This is a genomic window from Prosthecobacter sp., assembly GCF_044236155.1.
Classification (GTDB): Bacteria; Verrucomicrobiota; Verrucomicrobiia; order Verrucomicrobiales; family Verrucomicrobiaceae; genus Prosthecobacter.
The window spans coordinates 60043-83602 of sequence record NZ_JBIIHA010000013.1 but is presented as its reverse complement, the minus strand read 5'-3'; the positions used below and the strand labels follow the sequence as shown (position 1 = coordinate 83602).

Genomic DNA, 23560 nt, shown 5'->3' with positions numbered 1-23560 from the left:
GAAGCCCAATTGAACCGCACTCCCATCCATGGGTCTTTTTGATTTCTTCCGCCGGTCACCCAAGCCATCATTAGCCACGGCAGCAGGTGGTCGTTACGCTGGCCGCCCACTGCTCATCTTGCTCGAAAACTATGTCCTGAGCGCCATCGGAACTCTCGCGCCGGACAAGGATCAATTGGTGGCATCGATCACTCAGCGAATTTTCGGAGGCGGCACCGATTGGCGCACCACGCTGCGCACAACCTTGCAGCTTGGCGATTCTCTGGACGAGTCTCTGCGGCGGATGTGGGCCGAAAATCAGCAACAAGCCCAGCAGGCGGGTGTCACACTCAGCCCCGAGGAGTTTGCCCGCATGATCGCCGACCAAAACTTCGCTCATCTCCTCACGGCGGCGTCGAACTGACCACGCAGCCATCCTTCAAGCGGCTCTTGATTTGAAGAGGCATGCTGGAATGATGCCCCACGATCTCATGAAACTCATCCATTCCACGTTGCTGCTTTTCTCTGCCGTCGTCTCACTTCAAGCCGTCACGCCCGAAGGGAAACAGAAACTCGTCCTGATCGCTGGGAAACCGTCGCATCCGCCGGGGATGCATGAGTTTCGCGCCGGAACAATGCTTTTGGAAAAATGCCTCGCCAGCGTGCCAAATCTCGTCGTGGACCGGCATGAGATGGGCTGGGTGAGCGACGAAAAGACCTTCGAGAACGCGGACGCGGTGGTCATTTACGCGGATGGCGGCGGCAGGCATCCTGCGGTGGTTGACGGGCATCTCGAAACGCTGCGCAAGCTGATCGCGAAAGGCGTTGGCTTTGGCTGCATGCACTACGGCGTGGAGATCGTGCCAGATCAGGCGGGCAAAGAGTTCCAGGAATGGCTCGGCGGGCACTACGAGAACGCGTATTCGTGCAATCCGATCTGGGACGCGAACTATGCCGAACTGCCGCAGCATCCGGTCACCCGCGGCGTGCAGCCCTTCACCACGAAGGACGAGTGGTACTTCCACATGCGCTTCCGCCCGGCCTTCGGTCACGGTGTGAAGGCCGCCGAGGATGGCGCGGCCAAATTCGCGCCGATCCTCGTCGCCACGCCGACGGATGCGACGCGTGACGGTCCATATGTTTACCCGAAAGGCCCGTATCCGCACATCCAGGCCGAAAAAGGCAGCCCGGAGACGATGATGTGGACGATCGAACGCGCCGACGGCGGACGCGGCTTCGGCTTCACCGGCGGCCACTTCCACTACAACTGGGGCAACGACAACGTGCGCAAGGCCGTGCTGAACGCGCTGCTGTGGGTGACCAAGGTCGAGGTGCCGGAAAAAGGCGTCGAATCGACCGTGACAGCGGAGGACCTGAAACAGAACCTCGACCCCAAGAACGCGCCGAAGCCCAAGAACGCTGGCATCGAAACTCCGCGCGTGTTTGAGCGCGGCAAGGCGGCGGCTTCAGCTTCCTGAGCCGGCAAATCAGTCCTTCTTCTCTTCCAAAGCTTGCTCAAGGGCGCGCCAGGCGAGCATGGCGCACTTCACGCGCTGGGGGAACTTTTGCACGCCTTCGAGCAGGATGAGTTCTCCGAGCGCGTCCTCATCCTGCGGGCTGCCATCGCCCATCACGACGCGACGGAAGTCCTCGCGCATGGTGGCGGCCTGTTCGCGGGACTTGCCCTTGATCTTCTGCGTCATCATGGAGGCGCTGGCCTGGCTGATGGCGCAGCCCTGGCCGGTGAATTTGAGGTCCTCGATGAGGCCGTTGTCAGCCAAACGCAACCACACATCGATCTCGTCGCCGCAGGAAGGATTGTCGCCATGCGCATGGAGGCAGGGCGGCGGGATCTCGCCGCGATTGCGTGGATTCTTCGAGTGATCGAGGATCACCTGCTGATAGAGGTCGCGGAGTTCGTCGGAGAGGGGCATCAGGTGAAGAATTTACGCGCGGCATGCAGCACTTCGACGAGTCGATTGATCTCCTCGATGGTGTTGTAGAAATAAAAGCTGGCGCGGGTGGTGCCGGGGACCTTGAATCGCTTCATCAGCGGCTGCGTGCAGTGATGCCCTCCGCGCATGGCGATGCCGTGGCTGTTCGCGAACTCGACCAGGTCATGCGGATGGGCGTAATCCAGATGGAAAGCCACCAGCGAGCCCCGCTGGCCGGACTGCGGGCCGAGGATGCGGATGCCGGGAATCTCGCTCATGCACTGCACGGCGTAGTTGGACAGATTCAGATCGTGACGGTGGATGTTTTCGAGGCCGATGGTCTCCAGGTAGTCGATGGCGGCTCCAAGCCCGATGACGCCGGCGATGTCGGGTGTGCCAGCCTCAAAACGCGCTGGCGGCGGCTTGTAGGTGCTGCCTTCGAGCGTGACCGAGAGGATCATCTCGCCCCCGCCGTGCCACGGGGGCATTTTTTCGAGCAATGCCATGCGGCCATAAAGCACACCGATGCCGGTGGGGGCGCACATCTTGTGTCCGGAGAAGACGAGGAAGTCGCAGCCGATCTCCACCACGTTCACCGGCATATGGCCGACGCTTTGCGCACCGTCGAGCAGCGTCACCGCGCCAAGGGCCTTCGCCCTGGCGCAAAGTTCGCGGGCGGGATTGATGGTGCCGAGAGAGTTTGAGATGTGGACGAAGGCAAAGAGCTTCACCTGCTCGTTTAGCAGCGAGTCGATGGCGGCGGGATCGAGCGTGCCGTCATCGAGCACCGGGATGTGCTTCAAAGTGGCTCCCGTGCGCTGCGCGAGAAGCTGCCAGGGCACCAGATTGCTATGATGCTCCATGCCGGTGACGAGGATGACATCCCCGGGCCGCAGGTTCTGCACGCCCCAGGTGTTCGCGACAAGGTTGATGCCCTCCGTGCAGCCGCGGGTGAAAATGATCTCGTCCTCGGAAGCGGCGCCGATGAAACGGGCGGCCTTTTTGCGAGCCGCCTCGAAGGCATCCGTGGCACGCGCGCTCAGTTCATGCAGCGCGCGATGAACGTTGGCGTTGTCCCGTTCATAGTAGTGGGTCAGCGCGCTGATCACCGCACGCGGCTTCTGGCTGCTGGCCGCGCTGTCGAGATAAACGAGCGGATGACCATTCACCTGCTGGTCGAGAATGGGAAAATCAGAGCGGATGCGGTGCCAGTCCATGATCTCGGACCCCCGCCCTTAGCGGGCCGCCATGCTTTGACGAGGCGCGACACCCGCCGGAGAACGACCCGCATAAATGCCGCGGCTTTCCACCTGGCGGGCACGATCCTGAACTGAGGCGGGCTTGCCGGCCTCGGGACCGGACTCGGCGAAGAAGCCCATTGCCTGCGATCCAATGCCGTCCAGCATTCTCACGGGAAAGCTGTTCATCAAACCCTGGAAGGTCTGGCAACTGGTGAGGCCAGCGGAAAGAACAACAAGGAGTGCGGCGCGAGAATATCTCATTAAGAGCCTGTTTATCATGACGGGAGGGTTCTGTAAACAACAAGAATTCAGCGTCTCAGGGCATATCCGGAATGCTCCACCAGCAGTTCCTGCCGGGTTTGATGCGCCCCCTTGTTTTCCACCTCTCGCGCCCGCGATTCAACCGCGCTGCTACCACGCTCCTCCGCCATCATGAGCAGCGGTGCAAGCCTGAGGGCCGTGTTGATCAACTGGCAATTGGTCAGCAGAAAACAGGCGCAGGCCGCTAGGAAGAGGCGATTTAACAAAAACATTGGCTGTGTTTATCACATCGCCGGCATTCTGAGTAAATTATTTTGTCCTCAGGAAGGTGAATAAGGTGTGGCCGCCCAGGTTTCACTTCCCCAGCAAAAACGCGATCAAGTCACTCATCTGCTCTTTGGAGATCGCGGCTTCGAGACCATCCGGCATCAGCGTGCGGTCGAGGCTCTTCATGTCTTTGATGGCGCTGCGGGAGAGGGTTTCTTTGGCTCCGCCCATCATGGCGAGGACGATGGCGTCGCTGGTTTCGTTTTGGATGAGGCCGCTGAGGGTTCTTCCGTCCTTCGTCTCGACCGAGTAGGCGCTCCAGCGGGCTTCGAACATGCGGTTGGGATCAAGGATATCGCTGAGGAGGGCTTCGGGGGGCTTCACTTTCACGTCGGAGAGCGGCGGGCCGACATCGACGCCGAGCTGGCCGTGCTTGTGGCAGGTGATGCAGATGGTGGCGAAGACTTGCTGGCCTTTTTTGGCATCGCCGGGCTTTTTGGCGGCGTCGAGGTAGCTGGTGACGACCTTGGCGCGGTCGGTGTTGGCCTCGCCGAAGAGTTTTTTGGCGAGTTCGGCCATTTCGCCTTTGCCGCGTTGGTAGGCCCAGCGTTTTTCGACATCGACCCACGCGGTGGGGAACTCGCCTTTGTCCATGCGCTTGAAGAGTTCGAGCGCGGTGGTGGCGTTGGCGGTGAGGATGGTCACGAGGTCGCGTTTCAAAGCGGGACCGGCTTTGGGCAGCAGGTCGTAAATGAGCGGCGAGGTGCTGGTGGCGCTGAATTTCTTCAGCAAGGCCACGGCGGCGGTGGTGAGTTCGGTGGGCTGGTTGCTGGTGAGCAGGTTCTTCATCACCGGCTCGACGGCGGCCCATTTCCGCGAGGCCAGCAGTGGCAGCACGGCGAGGCGTTGATCAAGCGGTGCCTTCGAGTCGGCGATGATGGTGTCGATCTTCGTTTGAAGCGCGGCGATCTCTTTGGCGGCGTCTTCGTGATCTTTCGGGAGCTTGGCGAGGCCTTGGAGCAAGGCGGGTTTCCACCAGAGGAGTTCGCCGGGTTCTATCTTCAAGACACTGAGTAGCTTCTCGATGTCTGGAGCGTGCTTTGCGGCGATTGATGCGCTGGCGAACGAACGGATCGTGTCGTTGCGGTTCGCTGAGTAGGTTTTCGAGAATCGCTCATCGGCTAGCAACTGAGCCAAAACATGGCCTGCGGTGTAGGTGCTGGATGAAAGGGCGGCTTTGGCCATCCAAGGGTCTTCGGGATATTGGCAAATAGCATCGGTGCGAATAGCGAGATGCTGACCATCGGGTTGATCATCGGCATCAAGCTTGAGGAGCAGCTTGTTAAAGATGATGCGTCCCGCGTGCTCTTTGAGGGCTGGGAAGTGTGGTGCAGCCGTCCCGGCTGTCTTTAAAGCGGAGGAGGTGATCAACTGGCCCTTCTTCGGCACCACACGCCAAATCCGCCCATGATTCTCGCCTTGGCGCATGTCGTGGGTTTTGACGAACTCCTCGGGGAAGAAGCGGGCGTGGTCGATCCAGCGGCGGTAGATGTCGCAGATGTAGATGGCGCCGTCGGGGCCGGTGGTGAAGTTTACGGGGCGGCTCCATTCGTCGCTGCTGCGGAAGAACTCGGTGCGGTCGCCGACGCGGGTGGCTTTGAGCGAGGCGCCGTTGGGTTCGATCTTGTAGCGGGTGACGAGCTGGCCGGTGGGATCGGGGACGAAGACGTTGTTTTTGAGTTCGGGCATCAAGTGGCCGCGATAGACGCCGAGGCCACTGCAGGCGGTGTTCGTGCCGGCGTGGGCATCGGCGGTGGTGTGGGTGATTTGCAGCGGATAGACACGGGTCTCCGCGCCGGGCGTGGCGATGTCTTCATGCACCTGCGTGATGCCAGCGTGCGGATTCCGCAGCATGGCCTCGTAGGGCATGACGGTGAACATGAGCGGGTTGCGGTTCGAGCAGTAGAAGTGATGGCCGTAGTCGTCGAACGCGCCGCCGTATTGGCCTTTGCCGCCGGTGGGCGTGATCTCGCCGGTCTTGGGGTTCCATTTGAAGTTGGAGCCGCTGATGTTTGTAGCCGGGGGCAGTGACCCCGGCTTGGGGACGTTCGTGCCGGGATCAGTGCCCCCGGCTACAGCAGTTACGGGATAGATTTCCCGTGCATCGAGGCCGTTGTTGAAATGCACGCAGCCATCAGGGCCCCAACGCGGGGCGCTGACTTGGAGCTGGCTGTGCTTCGGATTGAAGCCGCGGATGAGGGGCTTGATGAGGTCGGCTTTGTTGTCGCCGTCGGTGTCTTTGAGGAAGAGAATCTGGCTGCGGGTGGTGGCGATGAGGCCGCCGTCGTAGGGGAGGAGGCCCTGCACGTTGTCCATGTGGTCGGCAAAGGTCACGGCCTTGTCCATGCGGCCATCGCCGTTTTCGTCGGTGAGCAATTGAATGCGCGAGAGCCATGGATCGCCGGGATTCGGCGGGCCGAGCGGGTAGTCGCGCATGTCGGCGACGAATAGGCGGCCTTTTTCGTCCCAAGTGGCCTCGACGGGATCGAGCACGAGCGGTTCGGCGGCGACGAGTTGCACCTCATACGGCCCGTCGAGCTGAATGCGCTTCATGCTTTCTTCGGGCGAAAGAGCCTCACTTTGACCATCGCGCACCGCGCCGATGTCGCTGCCGCCGCTGGCCTGGATGGCGGACCATTTCTCTTTGAATTCGCCGAGCGGATACAGCTCATAGCGACGCACGATCATCTCCGCGCCCTCGGTTTGGAGGAGGATTTTCCCTTCGGCGGGTTTGCAATCGAAGGCCTCATTGATGAGCGCGCCGTTGACGAAGTATTGCAGCGTGTCGCCTTTGGCGATGACTTCGAGGCGGTTCCACTCGCCGCTGGGGCTTTCGACATCGTTCTTGCCACGAAAGCCAACGGTGTCGCTCCAGTCTTCGTCGCGGCCACGCCAGTTGATGCGGCCTTTGGTGACGGTTTGGCGTGGTGCGCCTTGTTTCCAAATCTTCTCCTTATCGCGGTCGAGCACGAACTCGGCGGAGAGCGATGTGGTGAGCTCGGTGCCATCGGCGAGCTTCGGTGAGAGCACCAAGATGTCACCCACACCGCCTTCGATGATCTGGGCCTCGATGCTGGCCATCCAGGTGTCGCTGTAGGCACCGTGCGGGCCGTAAGCGTGGAGGAGGATGCCGTTGTCCTTGGCTTTCTTTTCACGGGCTCCCCAAGTCTTCGTGCCCCATTTGAATTCGATGACGAGATGGTAGTCGCGGTAGTTTTCCTTGGTGGCGACATAGCCGTAGCCGCGGCCGCTGATGTTGAAGGTGCCATCCGCAGCGAAGGTCCAAATGTCCTTCGGCGCATCGTGGAAGTCCATTTTCGGATTGACGTGGTAGTCCACGTTGCCGGACTTGATGACTTCGAGGAGGTCTATCTTTTTCGTCACCGGTTGGGCGGTGCAAAGGACGGAAGAGACGCAAAGGGCAGAAAGGACGAAGCGGCGCATGGCGAGGATACGAAAGAAACGATCCTCGATTTGCCGTGCCAGACGCGAATGCGCCCAATCTTGGTGCTTTTGTGCTTACGAGAGCTTGTTGCGGAAGTCCTCGTAGCCAAAACGGCGCACGACATGGTATTGCTTTGCCTCCGCATCGTAGATGGCGATGTCAGGATGCGGCACGCCGTTGAAGGTGGTTGTCTTCACCATCGTGTAATGCGCCATGTCGGCGAAGACGAGCCGCTGACCGACACGCAACGGCTCGGGGAACGAGAAACCCTCGATCACATCGCCCGCGAGGCAGGTGGGGCCACCGAGGCGATACTCATGCGCGAATTCGCCCGTTTTGCCTGCTCCGAAGACGTGCGGGCGATAGGGCATTTCCAAACAGTCCGGCATGTGCGCGGTGATGGAGATGTCGAGGATCGCGGTGGGAACCGGCGTCGGCACGATGTCCTGCACCTCTGCGATGAGATAGCCGGTGTTCAGACCAGCGGCCTCGCCGGGTTCGATATAGACTTCTTTGCCCCACTTCTCGCGGAAGGTGCGGAGGACACGCACGAGGAGCTCCACGTCATAGTCGTTGCGCGTGATGTGATGACCGCCGCCCATGTTCACCCATTGCACCTGCTCGATGAGGTGGGAGAACTTCGCTTCAACCGCGGCGACGGTGCGCTCCAGCACATCGGCGTCCTGCTCGCACAAGGCGTGAAAGTGCAGGCCCTCGATGCCGGTCCAATCTTCGCCTTCCAGCGAATCGGCTCGAATGCCGAGACGGCAGCCGGGCGAACAAGGATCGTAGAGCGACACCTCGACCTCGGAATGCTCCGGATTCACACGGATGCCCGGGCTTGGCGCATGACCGGCGGCCTTTGCGGCATCGATCGTCGGCTTGTGCTTCCGGAACTGGGCAAGCGAGTTGAAGCTGAGATGATGGGCGATGGGGATGATCGCGCGCATCTCCGCCTCCTTGAACGACGGCGCATAGACATGCACCTCCTTGCCAAATTCCTTCGCGAGCAACGCCTCATGCAGGCCGCTGGCGCAGCAGCCGCTCAAATACTCGCGCATGATCGGAAACACGCTGAACATCGAGAAGCCCTTCAGCGCGAGAAGCACCTTCGCGCCCGACTCACGCTGCACGGCGGCAAGTTTCTCCATGTTTTTGCGCAGCAAGGCCGTGTCCACCACGTAGGCGGGCGTTTGGATCGCGTTGATGTCGAAGGCCGGGAAAGGCTGCTCGTAAACGTGTGGAGGCGTGAAGTCGGTGAAGGCCATGCGAGTGGATGGGAGAGCGAAAGTGAGTCAAGAAGGAGATCAATGACGAAACCAGAATGACGAATGAGGAATCAATGTCGAAGCTCGAATGAGCCAATATCGACCTTCATCCTCATGCCTATCCCGTGCTTGGGCATTGGGGCTTCATTCGACATTCCTCATTCTGGTTTCGTCATTCCTTAGCGCTGCACTTTGGCGTCACCGCCTTCGGCGAGCTTCTGCACTTCGACAAACGTCGCCATGCTGGTGTCACCAGGTGTCGTCATCGCCAGCGCGCCATGCGCGGCACCGTAATCAACGGCCTTCTGCGCATCGTTCTCGACCAGCAGGCCGTGAATAAGGCCGGCAACGAAGCTGTCACCTGCCCCGATACGGTCCAGGATGTCGAAACGCGGGTAATTGCGACTGCGATGGAACTTTCCGCGATGCCAGCACAGCGCGCCCCAGTCGTTGATGCTGGCGGTGTGCACGCGGCGCAGCGTGGCGGCGATAGTGTGCAGGTTGGGATACTCGGCGGCGAGTTTCTCCATCATCGGGCGCAGTTTGGCATCCTCGGAGGCGAAGATGTCGTTCGAATCGCTCGGAACAGCGGAGGCAGAAGGCGGATCGTCGCTCAGAACACCTATCATCACATTCACGTAAGGAGCGAGACGGCGGTTCAGCGCCTGCGCCGCAGGAAAGCCGCCGCGCTCCTGCCAGAGTGAGGGACGGTAGTTCAAATCATAGCTCACCGTCACGCCGTGCTTCTTCGCCGCCTCGCAGGCCTGGATGGTGACCTCGGCGGTCGATTCGGACAATCCGGCGAAGATGCCGCCGGTGTGCAACCATTTGCAGCCCAAGGTGCCGAAGAGATGATCGAAGTCGAAATCGCCCGGCTTGATCTGCGACGCGGCGCTGTTGCCACGATCCACGCTACCTTTGGCGCCACGAACGCCGAAGCCACGCTCGGTGAAGTTGATCGGATTGCGCACACGCTTCCCCATGCCGTCGTAAGGCACCCATTTGATGAGCGAGGTGTCCACGCCGCCCTGAAGGATGAGGTCTTCAATGAGACGTCCGATCTCATTGTCGGCAAACGCCGACAGGATGCCGCTGCGCAGGCCAAAGCAACGACGGGCACCGCGTGCCACGTTGTATTCGCCGCCGCCTTCCCAGGCCGTGAACTGACGCGAAGTGCGCACGCGTCCTTCGCCTGGGTCGAGGCGCAGCAGGACTTCACCGAGAGAAAGCAGATCGTAGGCAGGTTGGGCAGGCATGGGGCGGCCAGATATGGCGTGTCGTGCGAGAATCTCCAGCGGCAATTCACTCCGTGCTGGCGTTTGCCTCCCGCAAGAAACTCATGCAATCGTCGCCGCGTGAACTTCCGTCTCCTCAGCACCGCCATCGTCTTCATTTCCGTCACAATCCACGCCGCGGATCTTTATTTCCCACCGCCTGACAGTGAAGGAGGCTGGCGTGAGGCGAAAACGGAGAAGGAGTGCCGCGACAAGGCAGGCATGGATCTCTCGAAGCTGGAGACGGCCTTCATTCTCACCGATCGCAGCACGGCGCATGGCGGGCTCGTGGTCGTGCGCAATGGCTGGCTGTGTTTCGAGCGCTACTTTGGCCGGGCCAACCGCAATGCGAACCCCGATATGGCCTCCACGGGCAAGGGCTTTTGCAGCATCGCCTGCGGCATCATGCTGGAAGAGTTCAAAGACAAGATTCCCGAGGGTCTCGACACGAAAGTCTTCACTGAAAAGTATCTGCCCGAGGCCTTCCCGCTGAATGATCCGCGCAAGGCGGACATCACGCTCGGCCAGCTACTCTGCATGACCGCCGGTTACTGGGGCGAGGGCCAGACACCCACTGGCTACGTCAAAGGCGATCCCAAAGCGAAGCCGCTGAAGCCAGTGCCAGGACAGAACATCCGCGATCTCGACCAATCCTCGCTCAAGGTGCCGCTGTGGTGCGATCCGGGCGCGGGTTACTCGTATTCATCACCCTCTCCGCACATCGCCAGCATCGTGCTGCGTCATGTCACGGGCATGGAGTTGAAAGATTACATCGACACGCGCCTGGCGAAGCCGCAGGGCTGGGGCGCGTGGGATTACTGCCTGCATCGCGGCGATTTCGTCATGCCACATGCCAATGGCGCCGGCAGCACCGCCCTTCACGCCACCGACGCGGCGCGGTTCGGCTACTGCCTCGCCCATGACGGCAAATGGAAGGACAAGCAGCTCGTTCCGCCGGATTACATCAAAAAGTGCCAGACGTGGAGCCCCTACAACCCGCACACGCCCTTCAGCCTGCAATGGGAACACAACGCCGACGGTCATGTGGCCGGAGCGCCGAAGGATGCGTTCTGGAAAAGCGGCGCGGGCGGCTTCTGCCTCTACGTCATTCCTTCGCTCGACCTCGTGATCTACAAACTCGGCGGTAAAACCGGCCAGTATGATCCGACGCTCACGCGCATCCCGCAGCCGAAGCCCGACACCAGCCGTGACACCTGGGAGGCCTTCCCCGGCAGCGCGTTCATGGAAGGCTCAGGCGCTTCATCGCTGAACCGCATTCTTGAAATGGTCTGCGCGGCCGTGCGCATCGATTAACGCACATTGTCATCAACTTACATGCCCGCTTGACCACTCGGAGCCTGTCGGGACACTCGCCATACTTTGCCGAACCAAACCATCATGACCAAATCCATCGCCCTTGCCCTTCCCGCCCTGTTTCTTCTGAGCTGCGAAAGCAGCAAGCCTGAGCCCAAGAAATCCGCCCCACCGCCGCCCGCTCCTGCTCCCGTGGTGCCGGCGGCGCCGCCACCAACCACCGTCGGCAGCATCCACACCACCGCGTCGGGATTGCGCTATGAGGTTCTGCAGCGCGGCACCGGCACCGTATCACCCACGGCCACCGACAACGTGACCGTCCACTACCACGGCACGCTGCAGAACGGGACCGTGTTCGACAGTTCGGTGCTGCGCGGACAGCCGACGAGCTTCCCGTTGAACGGGGTGATTCCAGGTTGGACCGAAGGCGTGCAACTCATGAAAGTGGGCGACAAGTTCAAGTTCACCATCCCTTCCAACCTCGCCTACGGTGGAAACAGCCCCAGCCCGGCCATCCCGCCGTTCAGCACGCTGGTGTTCGAGGTCGAACTGCTCGCCATCAACGGCAGCACTCTCTGATTCTCAGTAATAAACCATGCTGCCTGCGCCGGTTTAGCGCAGGAGCCAAAAGAACACCACCGCCACCAAAGTGGGAGGCAGCGCGCCTAGGAAGAGGCCCAGCGGGCTGATTCCTTCGCCTTGGAATGCCCGGCTTGTCTGCAAAATACCCGCCCCGGCCGGATTCGGGGCGTTGGCGATGACCGTCAGACCGCCGCCAGTGACGGCTCCGGCGACAAGGGCGTATTTCAAATCATGTGTGATACTTTCCACCAGGCTGCCTAAGTAGGTCAAAGCGGCGTTATCGGTGATCGCGGTGAGTCCTGTGGCACCAAAGTAGAGAGTGGCACCATCGAGCCCGCTGATCAGAGGCTTGAGCCACCATGACTGAAGCGAGCCAAGAGTGACCAGGCCGGCAAGGAAAAACCCCACGAGCAGGCCTTCGCGCAATTTCAAACCGTCCTGAAACTCCCGCGTGGCGGTGACGAGTCCGAGAAAGAGCATGAACACACCAAAAAACACATCCGGGTGATGCGCGAAGAAAACGATGGAACCAAGGAATACCACGTGCAGCACCGTGAGCCACATGGGGATGGGCTGCGGCTCCTGATGATGAACCTCGACAGCGGCGATTTCCCGGCGAAACACCCAGCCGACGAGCGCGGTTGAGGCCATGCAACTCGCGGCGGCTTTCCAGCCAAAGGTGGTGAACATGAACGTCATGTCCCAGTTCCACTTCACCGCAACCATCAGCACCGGCGGGGCGGCGAAATGTGTGAGCGTGCCGCCGATGGACACATTCACAAAAAGCAGACCCAGCGTGGCATAGGCAAGCCTCGGTGTGATTCCGCGGTCGAAATAGCGCCTTTTTAAAAGGATGGCGAGCAGCGTCATCGCCGCGGGCTCCGTGATGAAGGACCCAAGAAGCGATCCAAACGAAAGCGCCGACAGGTAGAAGGCCATGTTTTCTTTGAAAGGCAGGAGCCTCGCGATCATCGAGATGAGTGCCTCCGCCAGCCGCACCACGGGCCGCGTGGCCGCCACGACCATCACCACAAGGACAAACTTCGGCTCGGTGTAGTTCAGGCTTTCGATGTAATGCACCGCCTCGTGCACGCTGCCTTTGAGCACCGTGATGCCCGCGAAGAGAGCCGCCGCCCACAGGCCAAAGACAACCTCGGTTTCCGCCATGAAATGCAGCATGTTTTCCTGGACAGAACCCTTTGGAAACCGGTGCGCCCAATGCGCAAAACGCTTCACTGAAAACGTGTGCAGCACGGACAGCGCAAAGAGCGCGCTGGCGAGGATTTCGATCGGGGAGGCAGTCATATGAGTTAATTTAAGGGAGGATAGGAAATTCAGCCGCATGGGGCGCGAGGAGATGATAAATCCTGAATCCTCCGGCGATAACACCGAAGAACATCAGCAGGGCGAAGGCTTTCAGCATCCAGGCGGGTGTCGGTGCCGTGATCTGACCGCGTGAGGTGAAATGCCCGACGAAGTTTTCGCCGATCCACTCGGCTTTGATCCAGAAGACGCAGCCAAGCACGAAGATCGCAGCCGTTATGACGCAGGTCTTAACGAGTTCGGACTCGGCTATGGTGGACCAATCAGGATTCATTAGTGTGTCAGATAGATGGATTCAATGAGCAGCACCGCCCGCGTTCAGCGTCATCGCCACATACACGGCATACAGCGCCAGCAGCACAAATCCACGCCAGCGGCCTAGCGAGCCGCCTTTGCCCGGAAGAATCATCAGCGTCGTGACGATGCCGAAAACAAGGCTGGGCAGGACTTCCGGCGCCTTCACCTCGTAGGGCTGGATGAACGCCGCCACGGCGGCGATGAAAACGACATTGAAGATGTTGCTGCCAAGGATGTTGCCCAAACCGACATCATGATGACCGCGCATGCGTGCGATGAGCGTGGTGGCGAGTTCAGGGGTGCTCGTCGCAGCGGCCACCACCACGGCACCGACGACAAACGGGCTCCATCCGAGCGCCTCCGCCACGCCTTTGCCGCCGCGCACGACAAACTGCGCGGCGCAAATGAGCAGGCCAAGCCCGAGAACGAGGACAAAGATCGTCTTTCCAGGAGAAACAGGCTCGCCGGACTCCTGCAAGGCCGCCGCGTGCCTTCGCGCATGCCGAACGACCAGGCACAGCCAGGCAACAAACACGGAAATCATGATGACCGCGTCCAGACGCGAGAACCAGCCGTCATAAAGCAACGCATACACCAAGCCAGGCACGAGCAGGCTCATGAACCAATCCCGCCTCACGCCGTCATCCTCAACCCTCATGCCGGAGAGCGCGAGCACGATGGCAAGCACGAGCGAGACGTTGGCCACATTGCTGCCAAGCACGTCACCGAGCGATATCTGCGGCAAGCCTTCCAACGCGGCATGGATGGCGACGAACAGCTCCGGCGAGGAAGTGCCGAACGCGGCGACGGTGACTCCGATGACCGCTGACGGCCAGCGCAGCCAGCGGGCGAGGCCCACACCGCCCTTGACAAAAAATTCTCCGCCGAACCAGGCGAGCAGCACGCCCGCAAGGAGCAGTAAAAGCGAGTTTTGCATGAAAAGGCGGATGAATGGACTACTCCCGCACCACCAGCACGCTGCAAGGTGCCTGCCGCGCGACTTTCTCCGCCACGCTGCCGAGCAGGGCATGCTTCAGGCCTGAGTGGCCGTGGGTGGGAATGAGAACAGCATCCACTTTTTCGTCCGCAGCAGTCTGGCAGATCACTTCGGCAGGACGGCCATCCTTCACGAGCACGCGGATGTTTTCAGCGTTGGGGAAGTGTTCGGCGGCCAGCTTCTTCAAGCCGTGTTCCGCCTCGTGGCGCATGCGCTCATGCAGGTCGCCGGTTTGCACGCGCAGTCCTTGATAGGCCGGCTCGGTGACGTGCAGCAGGACGACCTCCAGGCCGGAGCGCTGCCCCATCGCACCAGCGGCCCGCAATGCCGGCAGCGAACAATCAGAGAAATCCGTCGGCACGAGAACTTTCCGCCAGAGGTCGGGAGAGGATGGTCTGCTCATAGTTCATTCATGAATGGACGGCACCTTTTCCGGGAAAAGTGATTCTTCGGCCCGGAAACTGCCTTCCTCTCCGCTCCACAGAGCCGGAATCGCCAGTTCATCACGAGGAAAGAGGTCGGTGTTTGGTGCCGGGAGCGATGCGCGGTCAAAGTCAGGCCCGAGCACGATCCGGGGAGTCTGCGGATCAAGATACGGCGCCAGCAGCCGCGGAAGATCTATGCCTGCCATCGCAAAATGATGCCGGTACTCCAGATGGCCGAGCCGCAGCCTGAGCGTGTCCGCATCCCAGGGCACAGGCTGGCTGCTGCCGATGAGAATGTGCGGCAGCACCAGCACATGCGGGAAAACGCTCGCGAAGGTGTTACTCACACGGTCCGTCGGAGCCCAGGTGACGGCGAAGCCGCCGGGCTTGAGGCGGCTGAGCAGCAGACGGAAGTATTCCTCGGAGTAAAGATTCCCCGAATGCGCGCTGGTGGGCCGCAGCGCATCAGCCTCGATGATGTCAAAGCGCCTCCCGGTTGTCATGAGATACCGCCGCCCGTCGCCGGTGACATGCTGGATCCGCCCGTCCTCCAGCAAAGCGCGCACTCCCGCATATCCTGACTCCTCGGCATGCAGGCGCAGCGTTTCGAGTTCCGCGCCGATGATCTCCACACAGATGATGCTTTTCGTCTCGATGCGTGATGCTGCGCTGAAGAGCGTATCGCCCGATCCCAGGCCGATGATGGCGATGTCCTCGGGTTTCGGATGCATCATCGCAGGCAGCGCCCCCAGCACGCTGTGGATGCCGCCGAAAGGAATCCAGCTCTGGCCGATGCCGTTGACAAAGACCACGATCGCCGCGGCCGAATCATCCGGCGGCGGTTTTTTTAGAACTGAGACGCCCGCTCCATCCTCCGCCAGATGAATCCGCTCCGGCGCGACACCATGCGCACGCGCCCACAAGGCTGGATTGCCGGGAATCACCGCCATCGAGACCACGGCGAGGATGATGAAGACCCATTTGCCACCATAAGCTTTGATGCCGCCGGGAATGACCAGCATCATCACGCCGAAGATCGTGCTCAGCAGTACCAGCAGCCTCAGCGTCATCGACGTGCCGAGCCATGGCAGCAGGCAGGTGCCCACCAACAACGCGCCGAGCATGCTGCCGGCAATGTTGGTCGCCTGAATCCAGCCAACACGGCGTCCTGCGAACGCGAGATCATTCTGCGCGACTCTTTGCAGCATGGGGTAGCTCATTCCCATCAAAAAAGTGGGCGGGCCGATCATCAACACCGGCAGGCCGAAATGCAGCACGGGAAAAAGCCACGCCGGGCCCGTGTCTGGTGAGTGGGTGCCCTTCCACCACTGCTGGAGCAGCAGCACGGCCGTGTTCGCGTCCACCGGCTCGTAGCTGTCCAGATAGCTTCGCAACCACGCGAGGGACTGCCATTCATTCAACCCGACAAGCACTGCGGCAGTGATGAATCCCGCACAAATGCCGACACCACACTGCAGGGCCAGAAACCAGCTTCCCGGCTTGCGTATGCGTGGCACGAGCAGCGTTCCCGCCAAGGAACCCGCTCCCACTCCCGCGAGATAAATGGCCAGCAGCGTGCCAAAGGTGAAGGCGGTGGACTTCAGCATGACTCCGAGCAGCCGGAACCAGACCATCTCCAACGCCAGCGCGATGAAACCTGACAGCGCATACACGAGCAGGCAGGTTCTCAACCCCCAGCCTGCCGTCTCGCAGGATGATAATCCGTTTTCTTCGGCAGGATGACCTACCTTTGACATCAGCAACGGCAGAATGCCGCAGGCGCAGATGCCATTGAGCAGCGCGGCATCATGGATCGCACCTTCAATGCCATGCAGCGGCAACAGCGCCCAGGTCGTGACCAGCGCGCCCACCGCCGCGCCCAGGGTGTTCATGCCGTAAAGCTGTCCCGTGCGCACCGCAGCGTCCGGCAGGCGGTAAATCATCGCACGAGCGAGCAGCGGCATGGACAGGCCCATCAGCAAAGTCGGTGGCAGCAGGGCCAACACGAGGACCAGCGCCGTCAACATCCGCGATCCAGCGATACCACCGAGCTGCTGGTAGAGCAGATCATAAAAGAGCGGTTTGCTGACAAGGCCGAAGATCGCAATCAGCAACTCCGCGAAAGCGAAGAACAACAAATTCGACCGGTGGGTGCCACGATCCGCGAGAACACCGCCCCAAAAGCTCCCGCATCCCAATCCGGCCATGAAGGCCGTGACAATGATCGTGACCGCCGTGACATCTCCGCCGGCAAAGACCACCAGGAGCCGCTGCCAGGCCACTTGATAAACCAGCGCCGCGAAGCCGGAGATGAAGAACAAAAAAGCCACGAGCACCCGGGCTGGCAGAGACAACATGAGCCTGTGCTAGCGGAACCATGCGGGAATGGTCAATCCAACCGTCCCACTTCGGCTTGTGGCGATTTTTGCCACAAGGCAGTTCAGCGCTGACCGATCACGCAGAAATCGAGGTCGCCTTTGCCGGCGTCCACGCCTTTGCGCATCGCGGCGGCGGTGCATTCGAGCGCGGGAGTTTCCAGTTTCGCCGCGGCGGCCAGTTCGCGGGCGAAGTCGGCGTCCTTGAGCATGTTCCGCAGGCTGAAGTGCGGCTCGAAGTCGCCCTTGATGATGGCGGGCAGCTTCATGCCGATGAGCGTGGAGTAGTTCGCATTTCCTTCAAGCGCCTCGTGCAGGCGCTCCAGCGGGATGCCGTTGGCTTTCGTGATGGAGGCGGCCTCGGCCACGGCTTCGACGATGACGGAGGAGACCAGGTTCGTGACGATCTTGAGCACCATCGCGTCGCCGATGCCGCCGAGCGGCAGGATTTTCACCGAACTGGCCTCCAGCACCGGCCTGGCTCTTTCGATCATCAATTCGCTGCCGCCGAGGTAGTAGCAGAGCTTGCCGTTTTGCGCGGCCATCTTGCTGCCTGTGAAGGGAGCATCGAGAAATGACGCGCCGGTCGCCTCCACGAGCTTCGCGGCCTCCAGCGTGGCTTTTTTGCTCACGGTGGCGTGGTTCATTACGAGGTGACCGGCCTTGAGCGCGGGCTTCATGTCGTTGATAGCCTCCAGCAGCGCGGCGCTGTCCCGCACGAAGATTTGAATGATGCCCGCGGCCTCCGCCACCTCACGCGGGGAGGCGAGGAAGTTCGGCACAGGGCGTGCGCTACGACTCCACACAAACACCTCATGCCCCGCCTTGCGGAGATTTTCCGCGACACGACTGCCGATGATGCCAAGACCGAGAACGCCGACGTTTTGTTTCATGGGCGGCATTTAGGGCGCGGGTTCGGCGCGGTCAATGACCTCGGGATGGTAAAACACAAATTTTGTCGGCCGCTGGGACCTCTCCCGCAGCTCGGCGATTAGGTTCCGCACCGCTTTCTCACGCCGCTGGCTCGTTAGCATGGCGAAAATCTCGTCCCTGCACTCTTCAAAGGCCGGGAGGCGTGATTCACGGCGCTCTTTGACGAGGAGGATGTGCCAGCCGAGCTTGGTGAGCACAGGTGAGCTGAGTTCGCCCGGCTTGAGCTTTTCCACAGCGGCGACGAAATCCGCCGGCATCCGCTCACGGGTGAACCAGCCGAGATCACCGCCGATTTTCTTCGTGCGTTCATCCTCCGAATGTGCCGCGACAAGTTCGACGAACCTTTTCCGATCTGCCATGAGACGGCCGTGAATCTCGCGGATCTCCATCTCCCGGTCAGGCTTCGCCTTGTCATGCCGCGTGAGGAAAAGATGCGCCACATGATGCGCCTGCGGGATGCGCAGGGTTTCCTTGAACTCGTCATACCAGGCCCGGGCGTCGGCCGCGGTCAGTTCGGCCATGCGATGGGCAATTTTTTCGCGAATCCACTCCTCGTCGAGCTGCGCGTCACGGATTGAAGCATCGAGCGACTGCTCGGTCAGTTGCTGGCTGCTGAGACGCCGGGGAAATTCTTCCGCATTCGCAAACTGCCGCCGCATGAAGTCCGATTCGCGTCTGGCATCGCCCAGAGGCGGCACCGTGTCGATGCCGTTCATCATGCGGAAGGCGCGCAGGGTGCGGTCGTTGACGAGGTTTTCGAGCACGAGCCAGCGGGTCTGCTTTCTGGCCTCGACACCGAGCGAAGACCACACCTCGTTCCGCTTCCACAAATGCTCGCGCATGGCCTCCTCCAGTTCCAGCCGCGTGACGGGCCGGCCATAGACCTCCGCCACATGCCCGCCGGCTTTTCCCTGTGGTGAGTCCCCGCTGCCCGCCATCAGACGCGCATGCAACGGACCTTTGCACACATATAAGTCCGCCAGCAGATAACTGGCGACGATGAAACAGACGGCGAAGCGCCAGGGAAAACCATGAGCCGAGAATGGCATGACGGAGGCCGCGGGCGCTCAGACCATGCCGAGCTTCATTTTGCCCTCAATGCTGATCATGCCCTGGTTCCATGGCGGGTCCCAAACGAGCTCGACCGCGGCATCGTCCATCTCCTCGATGGTCATAATGCGGCTCTGGGCGTCAGCGGCGATGGTGGGACCCATACCGCAGCCTGGAGCGGTGAGCGTCATCTTCACCACGGCCTTGTTTTTGCCTTCCGCGTCGGCTTCAACCTTGCAATCATACACGAGGCCGAGATCGACGATGTTCACCGGAATTTCCGGGTCATAGACGTTCTTGAGCTGGTTCCAGACCTGGCCTTCGAGGTCGCTGACATCAGAGGGAATGTTCGAGGAGGTGCTCTCCTGGTCTTTTTTGGACGCCTCGGGATCGATGCCGAGCGCATCGGCGTCTTTCGCCTGGATGCGGGCGAGGCCAAAGTCGGTGGCCACGGTGTAGGTGCCGCCAAGCGACTGCGTGATGATGACCTTCATGCCGAGCGGCAGCTTGATGCTGTCACCGCTGGGAATCTGGATGGCTTCGACTTCGCGTTTGAGTTCGAGGGAGGAATGCATGCTGAGAAATGACGAATGAAGAAGGGGAGAAAGACGAAACTAGGAGGTGAGCACGATTTTGACCTTGCCCTGCGTCTTGCCGGCGAGGTTGAGGGCGTCGGCGAGCGTGCCCGATTGATCCGGAAGTGGGGCGGGGCTGTTGTTTTGGGCCTTTGCTTCTTTGCTCTCGGCCTCGAGCGCGGCGCGAAGGGCGCCCTCCACCATCTGGCCGCAGTGGATCTTCATGGGTGGCAACGGACCCAGCGGTTTGCTGAGTTCGTCGGCGGACATGGCAAGCGCCTCAGCCTTTGTTTTGCCACGAATCAATTCGGTGGCGATGCTGGCGACGGCGATGGCGGTCTGGCAGCCGAAACTCTGGAAGCTGGCCTTGTCGATGACCTTCCGGCCGTCCTTGTCCTTGTACTTGATCCACATGCGCACCATGTCGCCGCAATCCGGGCTGCCCACCGTGCCCACGGCGTCTGCATCGGGCATTTCACCGAGGTTCTGCGTGTTCGTGAGGGCTTGTTGCAGCGCGGCTTCGTCCATGGTGGGTCAGGCTTCGATTTCGATACGATAGCGGGGCAGCGTTGGATCAATCTCCTGGCTGTAAGCATCAATGCCGCCAGCCAGACACTTCGTTTCACCAAAGCCATGGCCGATGAAATAGGCGGCGGCATCCAGCGAACGGGAGCCGGTGTGATCGTAGAGCACGACTGGCTTGGTCTTGTCACCGTGGGTGAAAATCTCATGCACGAGCTCCTGGGTGAGCAGACGCGCGCCAGGGAGCTTCACCGCATCGTGTTCTTCACGCGTGCGGACATCGAGCAGCACGAGGTCAGGCAGGGCGCGGCGGAGCTGCTCGAAGTCGTGCGGACTGATCTGCAGCGAGGCATCGCTCTGATGACTTTCCTGAATGTGGGCGATGGCTTCGGCGACAGGGATGTTCTCATTCCGCTCGCAGACCTGCGCCAGCGTCTCCCCCGGCTGGAAGCCGCAACTGCGGCAGCCACCGATATGGTAGCGGGCAAACAAAGCCCGCTGCGCGCCAGGATAGGCCTGGAGCACCTGGCTCATGGTCATGTCGCCGTTCAAGGGGGGGAGCGCGTCGGGCATGGGGCGTTCAGAATGGAGCAATGAGAGCGGAGCACAAGTGTTTCGATGTCCCGCATGCGGCTTTGAGCCCGCATTTCGTCATTCGACATTACCCCATTCGTCATTCACCTTGCCGCCCATGTCCTCTGCCCAAGAACCTCGCATCCCGGTGCTGCCGACTTTGATGACGGCGGGCAATATTTTGTGCGGCTTTGTCGCCATCCTGCAAATCTTTGATGGACGGCATCTCGACGAGCACCAGCACTACTACTACGCGATCGTGTTCATCCTTCTGGCCTGCCTCTTTGACGCACTCGACGGCCGCGTGGCGCGCATGGGCGGCACGGAGAGCCCGTTCGGCCGCGAGCTGGACTCGCTGGCGGACATCGTGAGCTTCGGCGTAGCCCCGGCGCTGCTGGTGCATGACATCGTGCTGAAGGAAATCGACACGCCCAAGGGCCTCGGCTGGCTCATCTCATGCATTTACCTCGTCTGCGGAGCGATGCGACTGGCCCGCTTCAACTGCCTCGCAGCGGCGGATGTGAAATGCAGCAGCAAGAGCTTCCGCGGCTGCCCGATCCCGGCGGCGGCGGGCGTGATCTCGTCATTGACGCTGCTCGTCATCTGGCTGGACGGAAATGGACGCGAGATCGGCCACTGGAAGTATGCGCTGGCCGGGCTGATGGCCCTGCTCTCGTATCTGATGGTCAGCAATCTCGAGTATCCGAGCTTCAAGGCGGTGAACTGGCGCACGAAACGCTCCTTCCACTGGGTGCTCATAAGCATCGTCGTCATCGCCTTCACCGTGATGAACTGGCACTGGATGCCCTCGGTCATCTTTGTGAGCTACCTGCTCTACGGACTGGCGCGTCCGTGGATCTCACGCCAGTGGCGGCAGGAGATCGAGATCGAGCCGGAGTCGCCCGAAGTGGATCCTGAGGTCGAAACTCGCATCCTCACCGGCGAGGACGAAGCCATGTCGCCGCGTGCGTCCGATCCCGCCGCGCAGATTTGAAACCATTTTGTTTCACAAATGCCCTGGAGAGCGTAACTGGACCGACCCCAGCCCATGGCCGATTTCTATCAGCACGCCCGCGTGCCCACGCTCCATCACCTCGCCCACGCGGACAGCTCCGCACGGGAGACAGAGATGCTGGAGTGGGCCCGGAGCAAGCCAGTGGCCCTTTTGTTGCCCGCGCTCTACGCCGAATGCGAGCGCCCTGCCCTGCCACGCATTTTGGAGGAGGTCTCGCAGGCCGGGCATATCAGCGAGGTGATCCTCAGCATGAACGGCATGAACGCCGCCGAGCACGAGCGCGCTTTACGCGTCTGCCGACAGCATCTGCGCGGCAAAAAAACACACCTGCTTTGGAATGACGGCCCGCAGCTCTCCGGCGTTTATCAGCGCATGGAGGAGGCCGGGATGGCAGGCGCGCACGCCGGCAAGGGATCGAACATCTGGATGGGCATCGCCTACCTGCACGCACGCGGCTTCAAAGGCATCGTCGTCAGTCACGACACGGACATCCTGAACTACAGCCGCGACGTGCTGTGGCGGCTGTGCTACCCGCTGCTGCATCCGCGCATGGGCTATCGTTTTGCCAAAGGCTACTACAGCCGGGTGTCCGACCGTCTGTATGGACGCGTCACACGCCTGCTAATCTTTCCTCTCGTTCAGGCCTGCCGTGACGTGCTCGGGACAAAACCGTTGCTCGAACACCTTGAAAGCTTCCGCTACCCGCTCTCCGGTGAATTCGCTGCCAACATGGACGCGCTCGAGAGCTTCAGCCTGCCCGGCGGCTGGGGTTTGGAGGTTTCAATGCTGAGCGAGGCGTTCCGTCATCTGCCCGGCGAGCAGCAGTGCCAGGTCGATCTCGGTTTTCACTTCGAGCACCGTCACCGCCAGCTCACGCACGAGCAGGTGGGCGTGAACGAGCCCGGCCTTATCACCGCCGCCGCCGATGTGGCGCGCTGCCTGGCCTGGCAGGTGCTGCGTGAGTCCGAACCCCGCTCCGCGCAGAGCCTTATGGCCCGCATCATCGAGCGTTATCGTCCGCGTGCCGCCGAGTGGCTGCAACGCTACGAGCATGTGGCCCTGCTCAACGGTCTCAACCACGATCTTGAGGAGGAGGAAGCCGCTGTCACCGCGTTTGGCTGCGCACTGGACCAGTTGCTCCATCAAATCGGCACCGACGGCCTCCGCGTGCCCGCCATGCGCGACACTCCAGCCCGCACACTCTCCGCCATCCCAGGTCTCGCCGAAGAGATCGTAGCCAGCACAACGAGCTTGTGATCGTCGCCTCAACGCCTCTGACATTTCTTTGGAAAGAGGTGGCTCGGGACGGAATCGAACCGCCGACACGGGGATTTTCAATCCCCTGCTCTACCGACTGAGCTACCGAGCCTCTGACTAGAAGGGCCGCTATTGGAGCATGCTTCAATCGGGGCGCAACGGGTTTTTCCAGGCTTCCGCAGATTGATCCAAGGCTCATTTTTCCTTCGCCACAAAGGCCAGCATGAGCCAGCCGAGCATGAAGCTCACGCCGCCCAAAGGCGTGATGGCGCCGAGCCACTTCACGCCTGTGAAGGCGAGCACATAGAGCGATCCGCTGAACAGGATGATCCCCGCGAACAACAGGCTCCAAGCGCGACGCAGCGTCTTGCTACCACCGGCCAGCAACGCGATCACCAACAACAGGACCGCGTGCGGCAGATGATAACGCAGCGCGGTTTCCCAATGCTCAAGCTGACCGGCAGCTTTCAGCTTTTCGTGGAGCGGACCATGCGCGCCCATCGCTCCGAACAGGACGGCGAGAAATCCGGTGAAGGCGGAGAGACGCAGGCGGCGGACATCAGGTTGCATAAGTTGTGATGCTTAACCGGCAC

General features: G+C 61.1%; 23 protein-coding genes and 1 tRNA gene. 6 read left to right on the top strand and 18 right to left on the bottom strand.

Annotated elements, in window-relative coordinates:
• Positions 1–28: 28 nt before the first annotated feature.
• Positions 29–403, top strand: a complete 375-nt coding sequence (locus ACILSE_RS12970) for a hypothetical protein (protein WP_395717824.1) — start codon at positions 29–31, stop codon at positions 401–403.
• Positions 404–470: 67 nt separating this feature from the next.
• The gene (locus tag ACILSE_RS12965; protein WP_395717823.1) at positions 471–1457 is read left to right on the top strand and encodes a ThuA domain-containing protein; all 987 of its coding nucleotides are present in this window, start codon (positions 471–473) and stop codon (positions 1455–1457) included.
• A 9-nt stretch (positions 1458–1466) separates the two neighbouring features.
• On the opposite strand, the gene sufU is transcribed toward ACILSE_RS12965, so the two are convergent.
• The 6 genes from sufU to ACILSE_RS12935 form a co-directional block, all read right to left on the bottom strand.
• Positions 1467–1913 (bottom strand): Fe-S cluster assembly sulfur transfer protein SufU, encoded by a 447-nt coding sequence (gene sufU, locus ACILSE_RS12960; protein ID WP_395717822.1) that lies wholly within the window; start codon positions 1911–1913, stop codon positions 1467–1469.
• Positions 1913–3130 (bottom strand): cysteine desulfurase, encoded by a 1218-nt coding sequence (locus tag ACILSE_RS12955; RefSeq protein WP_395717821.1) that lies wholly within the window; start codon positions 3128–3130, stop codon positions 1913–1915. Before ACILSE_RS12955 ends, sufU begins: the two co-directional genes overlap by 1 nt.
• A gap of 18 nt (positions 3131–3148) precedes the next feature.
• A complete protein-coding gene (locus ACILSE_RS12950; RefSeq protein ID WP_395717820.1) occupies positions 3149–3340 on the bottom strand; it encodes a hypothetical protein in 192 nt (63 codons plus the stop codon).
• 429 nt (positions 3341–3769) lie between these two features.
• On the bottom strand, positions 3770–7186 hold the full coding sequence (locus tag ACILSE_RS12945) for a PVC-type heme-binding CxxCH protein (RefSeq protein ID WP_395717819.1): 3417 nt from the start codon (positions 7184–7186) through the stop codon (positions 3770–3772).
• Positions 7187–7261: 75 nt separating this feature from the next.
• Positions 7262–8455, bottom strand: a complete 1194-nt coding sequence (gene nspC, locus ACILSE_RS12940) for a carboxynorspermidine decarboxylase (RefSeq protein WP_395717818.1) — start codon at positions 8453–8455, stop codon at positions 7262–7264.
• A 179-nt stretch (positions 8456–8634) separates the two neighbouring features.
• Positions 8635–9711, bottom strand: coding sequence for a sugar kinase (locus tag ACILSE_RS12935; RefSeq protein WP_395717817.1), 1077 nt, complete (start codon positions 9709–9711; stop codon positions 8635–8637).
• A 99-nt stretch (positions 9712–9810) separates the two neighbouring features.
• Between ACILSE_RS12935 and ACILSE_RS12930 the strand changes: the two genes are divergently transcribed.
• Complete coding sequence (locus ACILSE_RS12930; protein WP_395717816.1) at positions 9811–11043, top strand: serine hydrolase domain-containing protein; 1233 nt, start codon at positions 9811–9813, stop codon at positions 11041–11043.
• Between the two features lie 84 nt (positions 11044–11127).
• Positions 11128–11622 (top strand): FKBP-type peptidyl-prolyl cis-trans isomerase, encoded by a 495-nt coding sequence (locus ACILSE_RS12925; protein ID WP_395717815.1) that lies wholly within the window; start codon positions 11128–11130, stop codon positions 11620–11622.
• Between the two features lie 33 nt (positions 11623–11655).
• Here the strand turns inward: ACILSE_RS12925 and ACILSE_RS12920 are convergent, their stop codons facing one another.
• The 10 genes from ACILSE_RS12920 to ACILSE_RS12875 form a co-directional block, all read right to left on the bottom strand.
• Positions 11656–12930 carry a putative Na+/H+ antiporter gene (locus ACILSE_RS12920; protein WP_395717814.1) on the bottom strand — a complete coding sequence of 425 codons (1275 nt, stop codon included), beginning with the start codon at positions 12928–12930 and terminating at the stop codon, positions 11656–11658.
• 10 nt (positions 12931–12940) lie between these two features.
• A complete protein-coding gene (locus tag ACILSE_RS12915) occupies positions 12941–13222 on the bottom strand; it encodes a hypothetical protein (RefSeq protein ID WP_395717813.1) in 282 nt (93 codons plus the stop codon).
• A 21-nt stretch (positions 13223–13243) separates the two neighbouring features.
• Entirely contained in the window at positions 13244–14182 is a 939-nt protein-coding gene (locus tag ACILSE_RS12910; RefSeq protein WP_395717812.1) for a calcium/sodium antiporter, read from the bottom strand.
• A gap of 19 nt (positions 14183–14201) precedes the next feature.
• Positions 14202–14645 (bottom strand): universal stress protein, encoded by a 444-nt coding sequence (locus ACILSE_RS12905; RefSeq protein ID WP_395717811.1) that lies wholly within the window; start codon positions 14643–14645, stop codon positions 14202–14204.
• A 3-nt stretch (positions 14646–14648) separates the two neighbouring features.
• The gene (locus ACILSE_RS12900; RefSeq protein WP_395717810.1) at positions 14649–17024 is read right to left on the bottom strand and encodes a fused MFS/spermidine synthase; all 2376 of its coding nucleotides are present in this window, start codon (positions 17022–17024) and stop codon (positions 14649–14651) included.
• 83 nt (positions 17025–17107) lie between these two features.
• Positions 17108–17935 carry an NAD(P)-dependent oxidoreductase gene (locus ACILSE_RS12895; protein ID WP_395717809.1) on the bottom strand — a complete coding sequence of 276 codons (828 nt, stop codon included), beginning with the start codon at positions 17933–17935 and terminating at the stop codon, positions 17108–17110.
• A gap of 9 nt (positions 17936–17944) precedes the next feature.
• Positions 17945–19024 (bottom strand): peptidylprolyl isomerase, encoded by a 1080-nt coding sequence (locus ACILSE_RS12890; protein ID WP_395717808.1) that lies wholly within the window; start codon positions 19022–19024, stop codon positions 17945–17947.
• An 18-nt stretch (positions 19025–19042) separates the two neighbouring features.
• A complete protein-coding gene (gene sufT, locus ACILSE_RS12885; RefSeq protein ID WP_395717807.1) occupies positions 19043–19600 on the bottom strand; it encodes a putative Fe-S cluster assembly protein SufT in 558 nt (185 codons plus the stop codon).
• A 39-nt stretch (positions 19601–19639) separates the two neighbouring features.
• Positions 19640–20128 carry an iron-sulfur cluster assembly scaffold protein gene (locus ACILSE_RS12880; protein ID WP_395717806.1) on the bottom strand — a complete coding sequence of 163 codons (489 nt, stop codon included), beginning with the start codon at positions 20126–20128 and terminating at the stop codon, positions 19640–19642.
• Between the two features lie 6 nt (positions 20129–20134).
• Entirely contained in the window at positions 20135–20695 is a 561-nt protein-coding gene (locus ACILSE_RS12875) for a rhodanese-like domain-containing protein (protein ID WP_395717805.1), read from the bottom strand.
• Between the two features lie 118 nt (positions 20696–20813).
• On the opposite strand from ACILSE_RS12875, the gene pssA reads away from it, so the two are divergent.
• The gene (pssA, locus tag ACILSE_RS12870; RefSeq protein ID WP_395717804.1) at positions 20814–21689 is read left to right on the top strand and encodes a CDP-diacylglycerol--serine O-phosphatidyltransferase; all 876 of its coding nucleotides are present in this window, start codon (positions 20814–20816) and stop codon (positions 21687–21689) included.
• 54 nt (positions 21690–21743) lie between these two features.
• On the top strand, positions 21744–22967 hold the full coding sequence (locus ACILSE_RS12865; RefSeq protein WP_395717803.1) for a hypothetical protein: 1224 nt from the start codon (positions 21744–21746) through the stop codon (positions 22965–22967).
• A 39-nt stretch (positions 22968–23006) separates the two neighbouring features.
• Here the strand turns inward: ACILSE_RS12865 and ACILSE_RS12860 are convergent.
• Both ACILSE_RS12860 and ACILSE_RS12855 read right to left on the bottom strand, forming a co-directional pair.
• Positions 23007–23079 (bottom strand) — tRNA-Phe (locus ACILSE_RS12860).
• Positions 23080–23162: 83 nt separating this feature from the next.
• A complete protein-coding gene (locus ACILSE_RS12855; protein ID WP_395717802.1) occupies positions 23163–23537 on the bottom strand; it encodes a DUF423 domain-containing protein in 375 nt (124 codons plus the stop codon).
• Positions 23538–23560: the final 23 nt, after the last annotated feature.

Excerpts from the sequence above, each read along its gene's own strand:
- ACILSE_RS12865 (WP_395717803.1), top strand. The coding sequence starts at position 21,744 with ATGGCCGATTTCTATCAGCACGCCCGCGTGCCCACGCTCCATCACCTC.
- pssA (WP_395717804.1), top strand. The coding sequence starts at position 20,814 with ATGTCCTCTGCCCAAGAACCTCGCATCCCGGTGCTGCCGACTTTGATG.
- ACILSE_RS12875 (WP_395717805.1), bottom strand. The coding sequence starts at position 20,695 with ATGCCCGACGCGCTCCCCCCCTTGAACGGCGACATGACCATGAGCCAG.
- ACILSE_RS12900 (WP_395717810.1), bottom strand. The coding sequence starts at position 17,024 with ATGTTGTCTCTGCCAGCCCGGGTGCTCGTGGCTTTTTTGTTCTTCATC.
- ACILSE_RS12905 (WP_395717811.1), bottom strand. The coding sequence starts at position 14,645 with ATGAGCAGACCATCCTCTCCCGACCTCTGGCGGAAAGTTCTCGTGCCG.
- ACILSE_RS12920 (WP_395717814.1), bottom strand. The coding sequence starts at position 12,930 with ATGACTGCCTCCCCGATCGAAATCCTCGCCAGCGCGCTCTTTGCGCTG.
- ACILSE_RS12880 (WP_395717806.1), bottom strand. The coding sequence starts at position 20,128 with ATGGACGAAGCCGCGCTGCAACAAGCCCTCACGAACACGCAGAACCTC.
- ACILSE_RS12925 (WP_395717815.1), top strand. The coding sequence starts at position 11,128 with ATGACCAAATCCATCGCCCTTGCCCTTCCCGCCCTGTTTCTTCTGAGC.
- ACILSE_RS12910 (WP_395717812.1), bottom strand. The coding sequence starts at position 14,182 with ATGCAAAACTCGCTTTTACTGCTCCTTGCGGGCGTGCTGCTCGCCTGG.
- ACILSE_RS12965 (WP_395717823.1), top strand. The coding sequence starts at position 471 with ATGAAACTCATCCATTCCACGTTGCTGCTTTTCTCTGCCGTCGTCTCA.
- sufU (WP_395717822.1), bottom strand. The coding sequence starts at position 1,913 with ATGCCCCTCTCCGACGAACTCCGCGACCTCTATCAGCAGGTGATCCTC.
- ACILSE_RS12955 (WP_395717821.1), bottom strand. The coding sequence starts at position 3,130 with ATGGACTGGCACCGCATCCGCTCTGATTTTCCCATTCTCGACCAGCAG.
- ACILSE_RS12935 (WP_395717817.1), bottom strand. The coding sequence starts at position 9,711 with ATGCCTGCCCAACCTGCCTACGATCTGCTTTCTCTCGGTGAAGTCCTG.
- ACILSE_RS12890 (WP_395717808.1), bottom strand. The coding sequence starts at position 19,024 with ATGCCATTCTCGGCTCATGGTTTTCCCTGGCGCTTCGCCGTCTGTTTC.
- ACILSE_RS12950 (WP_395717820.1), bottom strand. The coding sequence starts at position 3,340 with ATGAACAGCTTTCCCGTGAGAATGCTGGACGGCATTGGATCGCAGGCA.
- ACILSE_RS12945 (WP_395717819.1), bottom strand. The coding sequence starts at position 7,186 with ATGCGCCGCTTCGTCCTTTCTGCCCTTTGCGTCTCTTCCGTCCTTTGC.
- ACILSE_RS12915 (WP_395717813.1), bottom strand. The coding sequence starts at position 13,222 with ATGAATCCTGATTGGTCCACCATAGCCGAGTCCGAACTCGTTAAGACC.
- ACILSE_RS12855 (WP_395717802.1), bottom strand. The coding sequence starts at position 23,537 with ATGCAACCTGATGTCCGCCGCCTGCGTCTCTCCGCCTTCACCGGATTT.
- nspC (WP_395717818.1), bottom strand. The coding sequence starts at position 8,455 with ATGGCCTTCACCGACTTCACGCCTCCACACGTTTACGAGCAGCCTTTC.
- sufT (WP_395717807.1), bottom strand. The coding sequence starts at position 19,600 with ATGCATTCCTCCCTCGAACTCAAACGCGAAGTCGAAGCCATCCAGATT.
- ACILSE_RS12895 (WP_395717809.1), bottom strand. The coding sequence starts at position 17,935 with ATGAAACAAAACGTCGGCGTTCTCGGTCTTGGCATCATCGGCAGTCGT.
- ACILSE_RS12970 (WP_395717824.1), top strand. The coding sequence starts at position 29 with ATGGGTCTTTTTGATTTCTTCCGCCGGTCACCCAAGCCATCATTAGCC.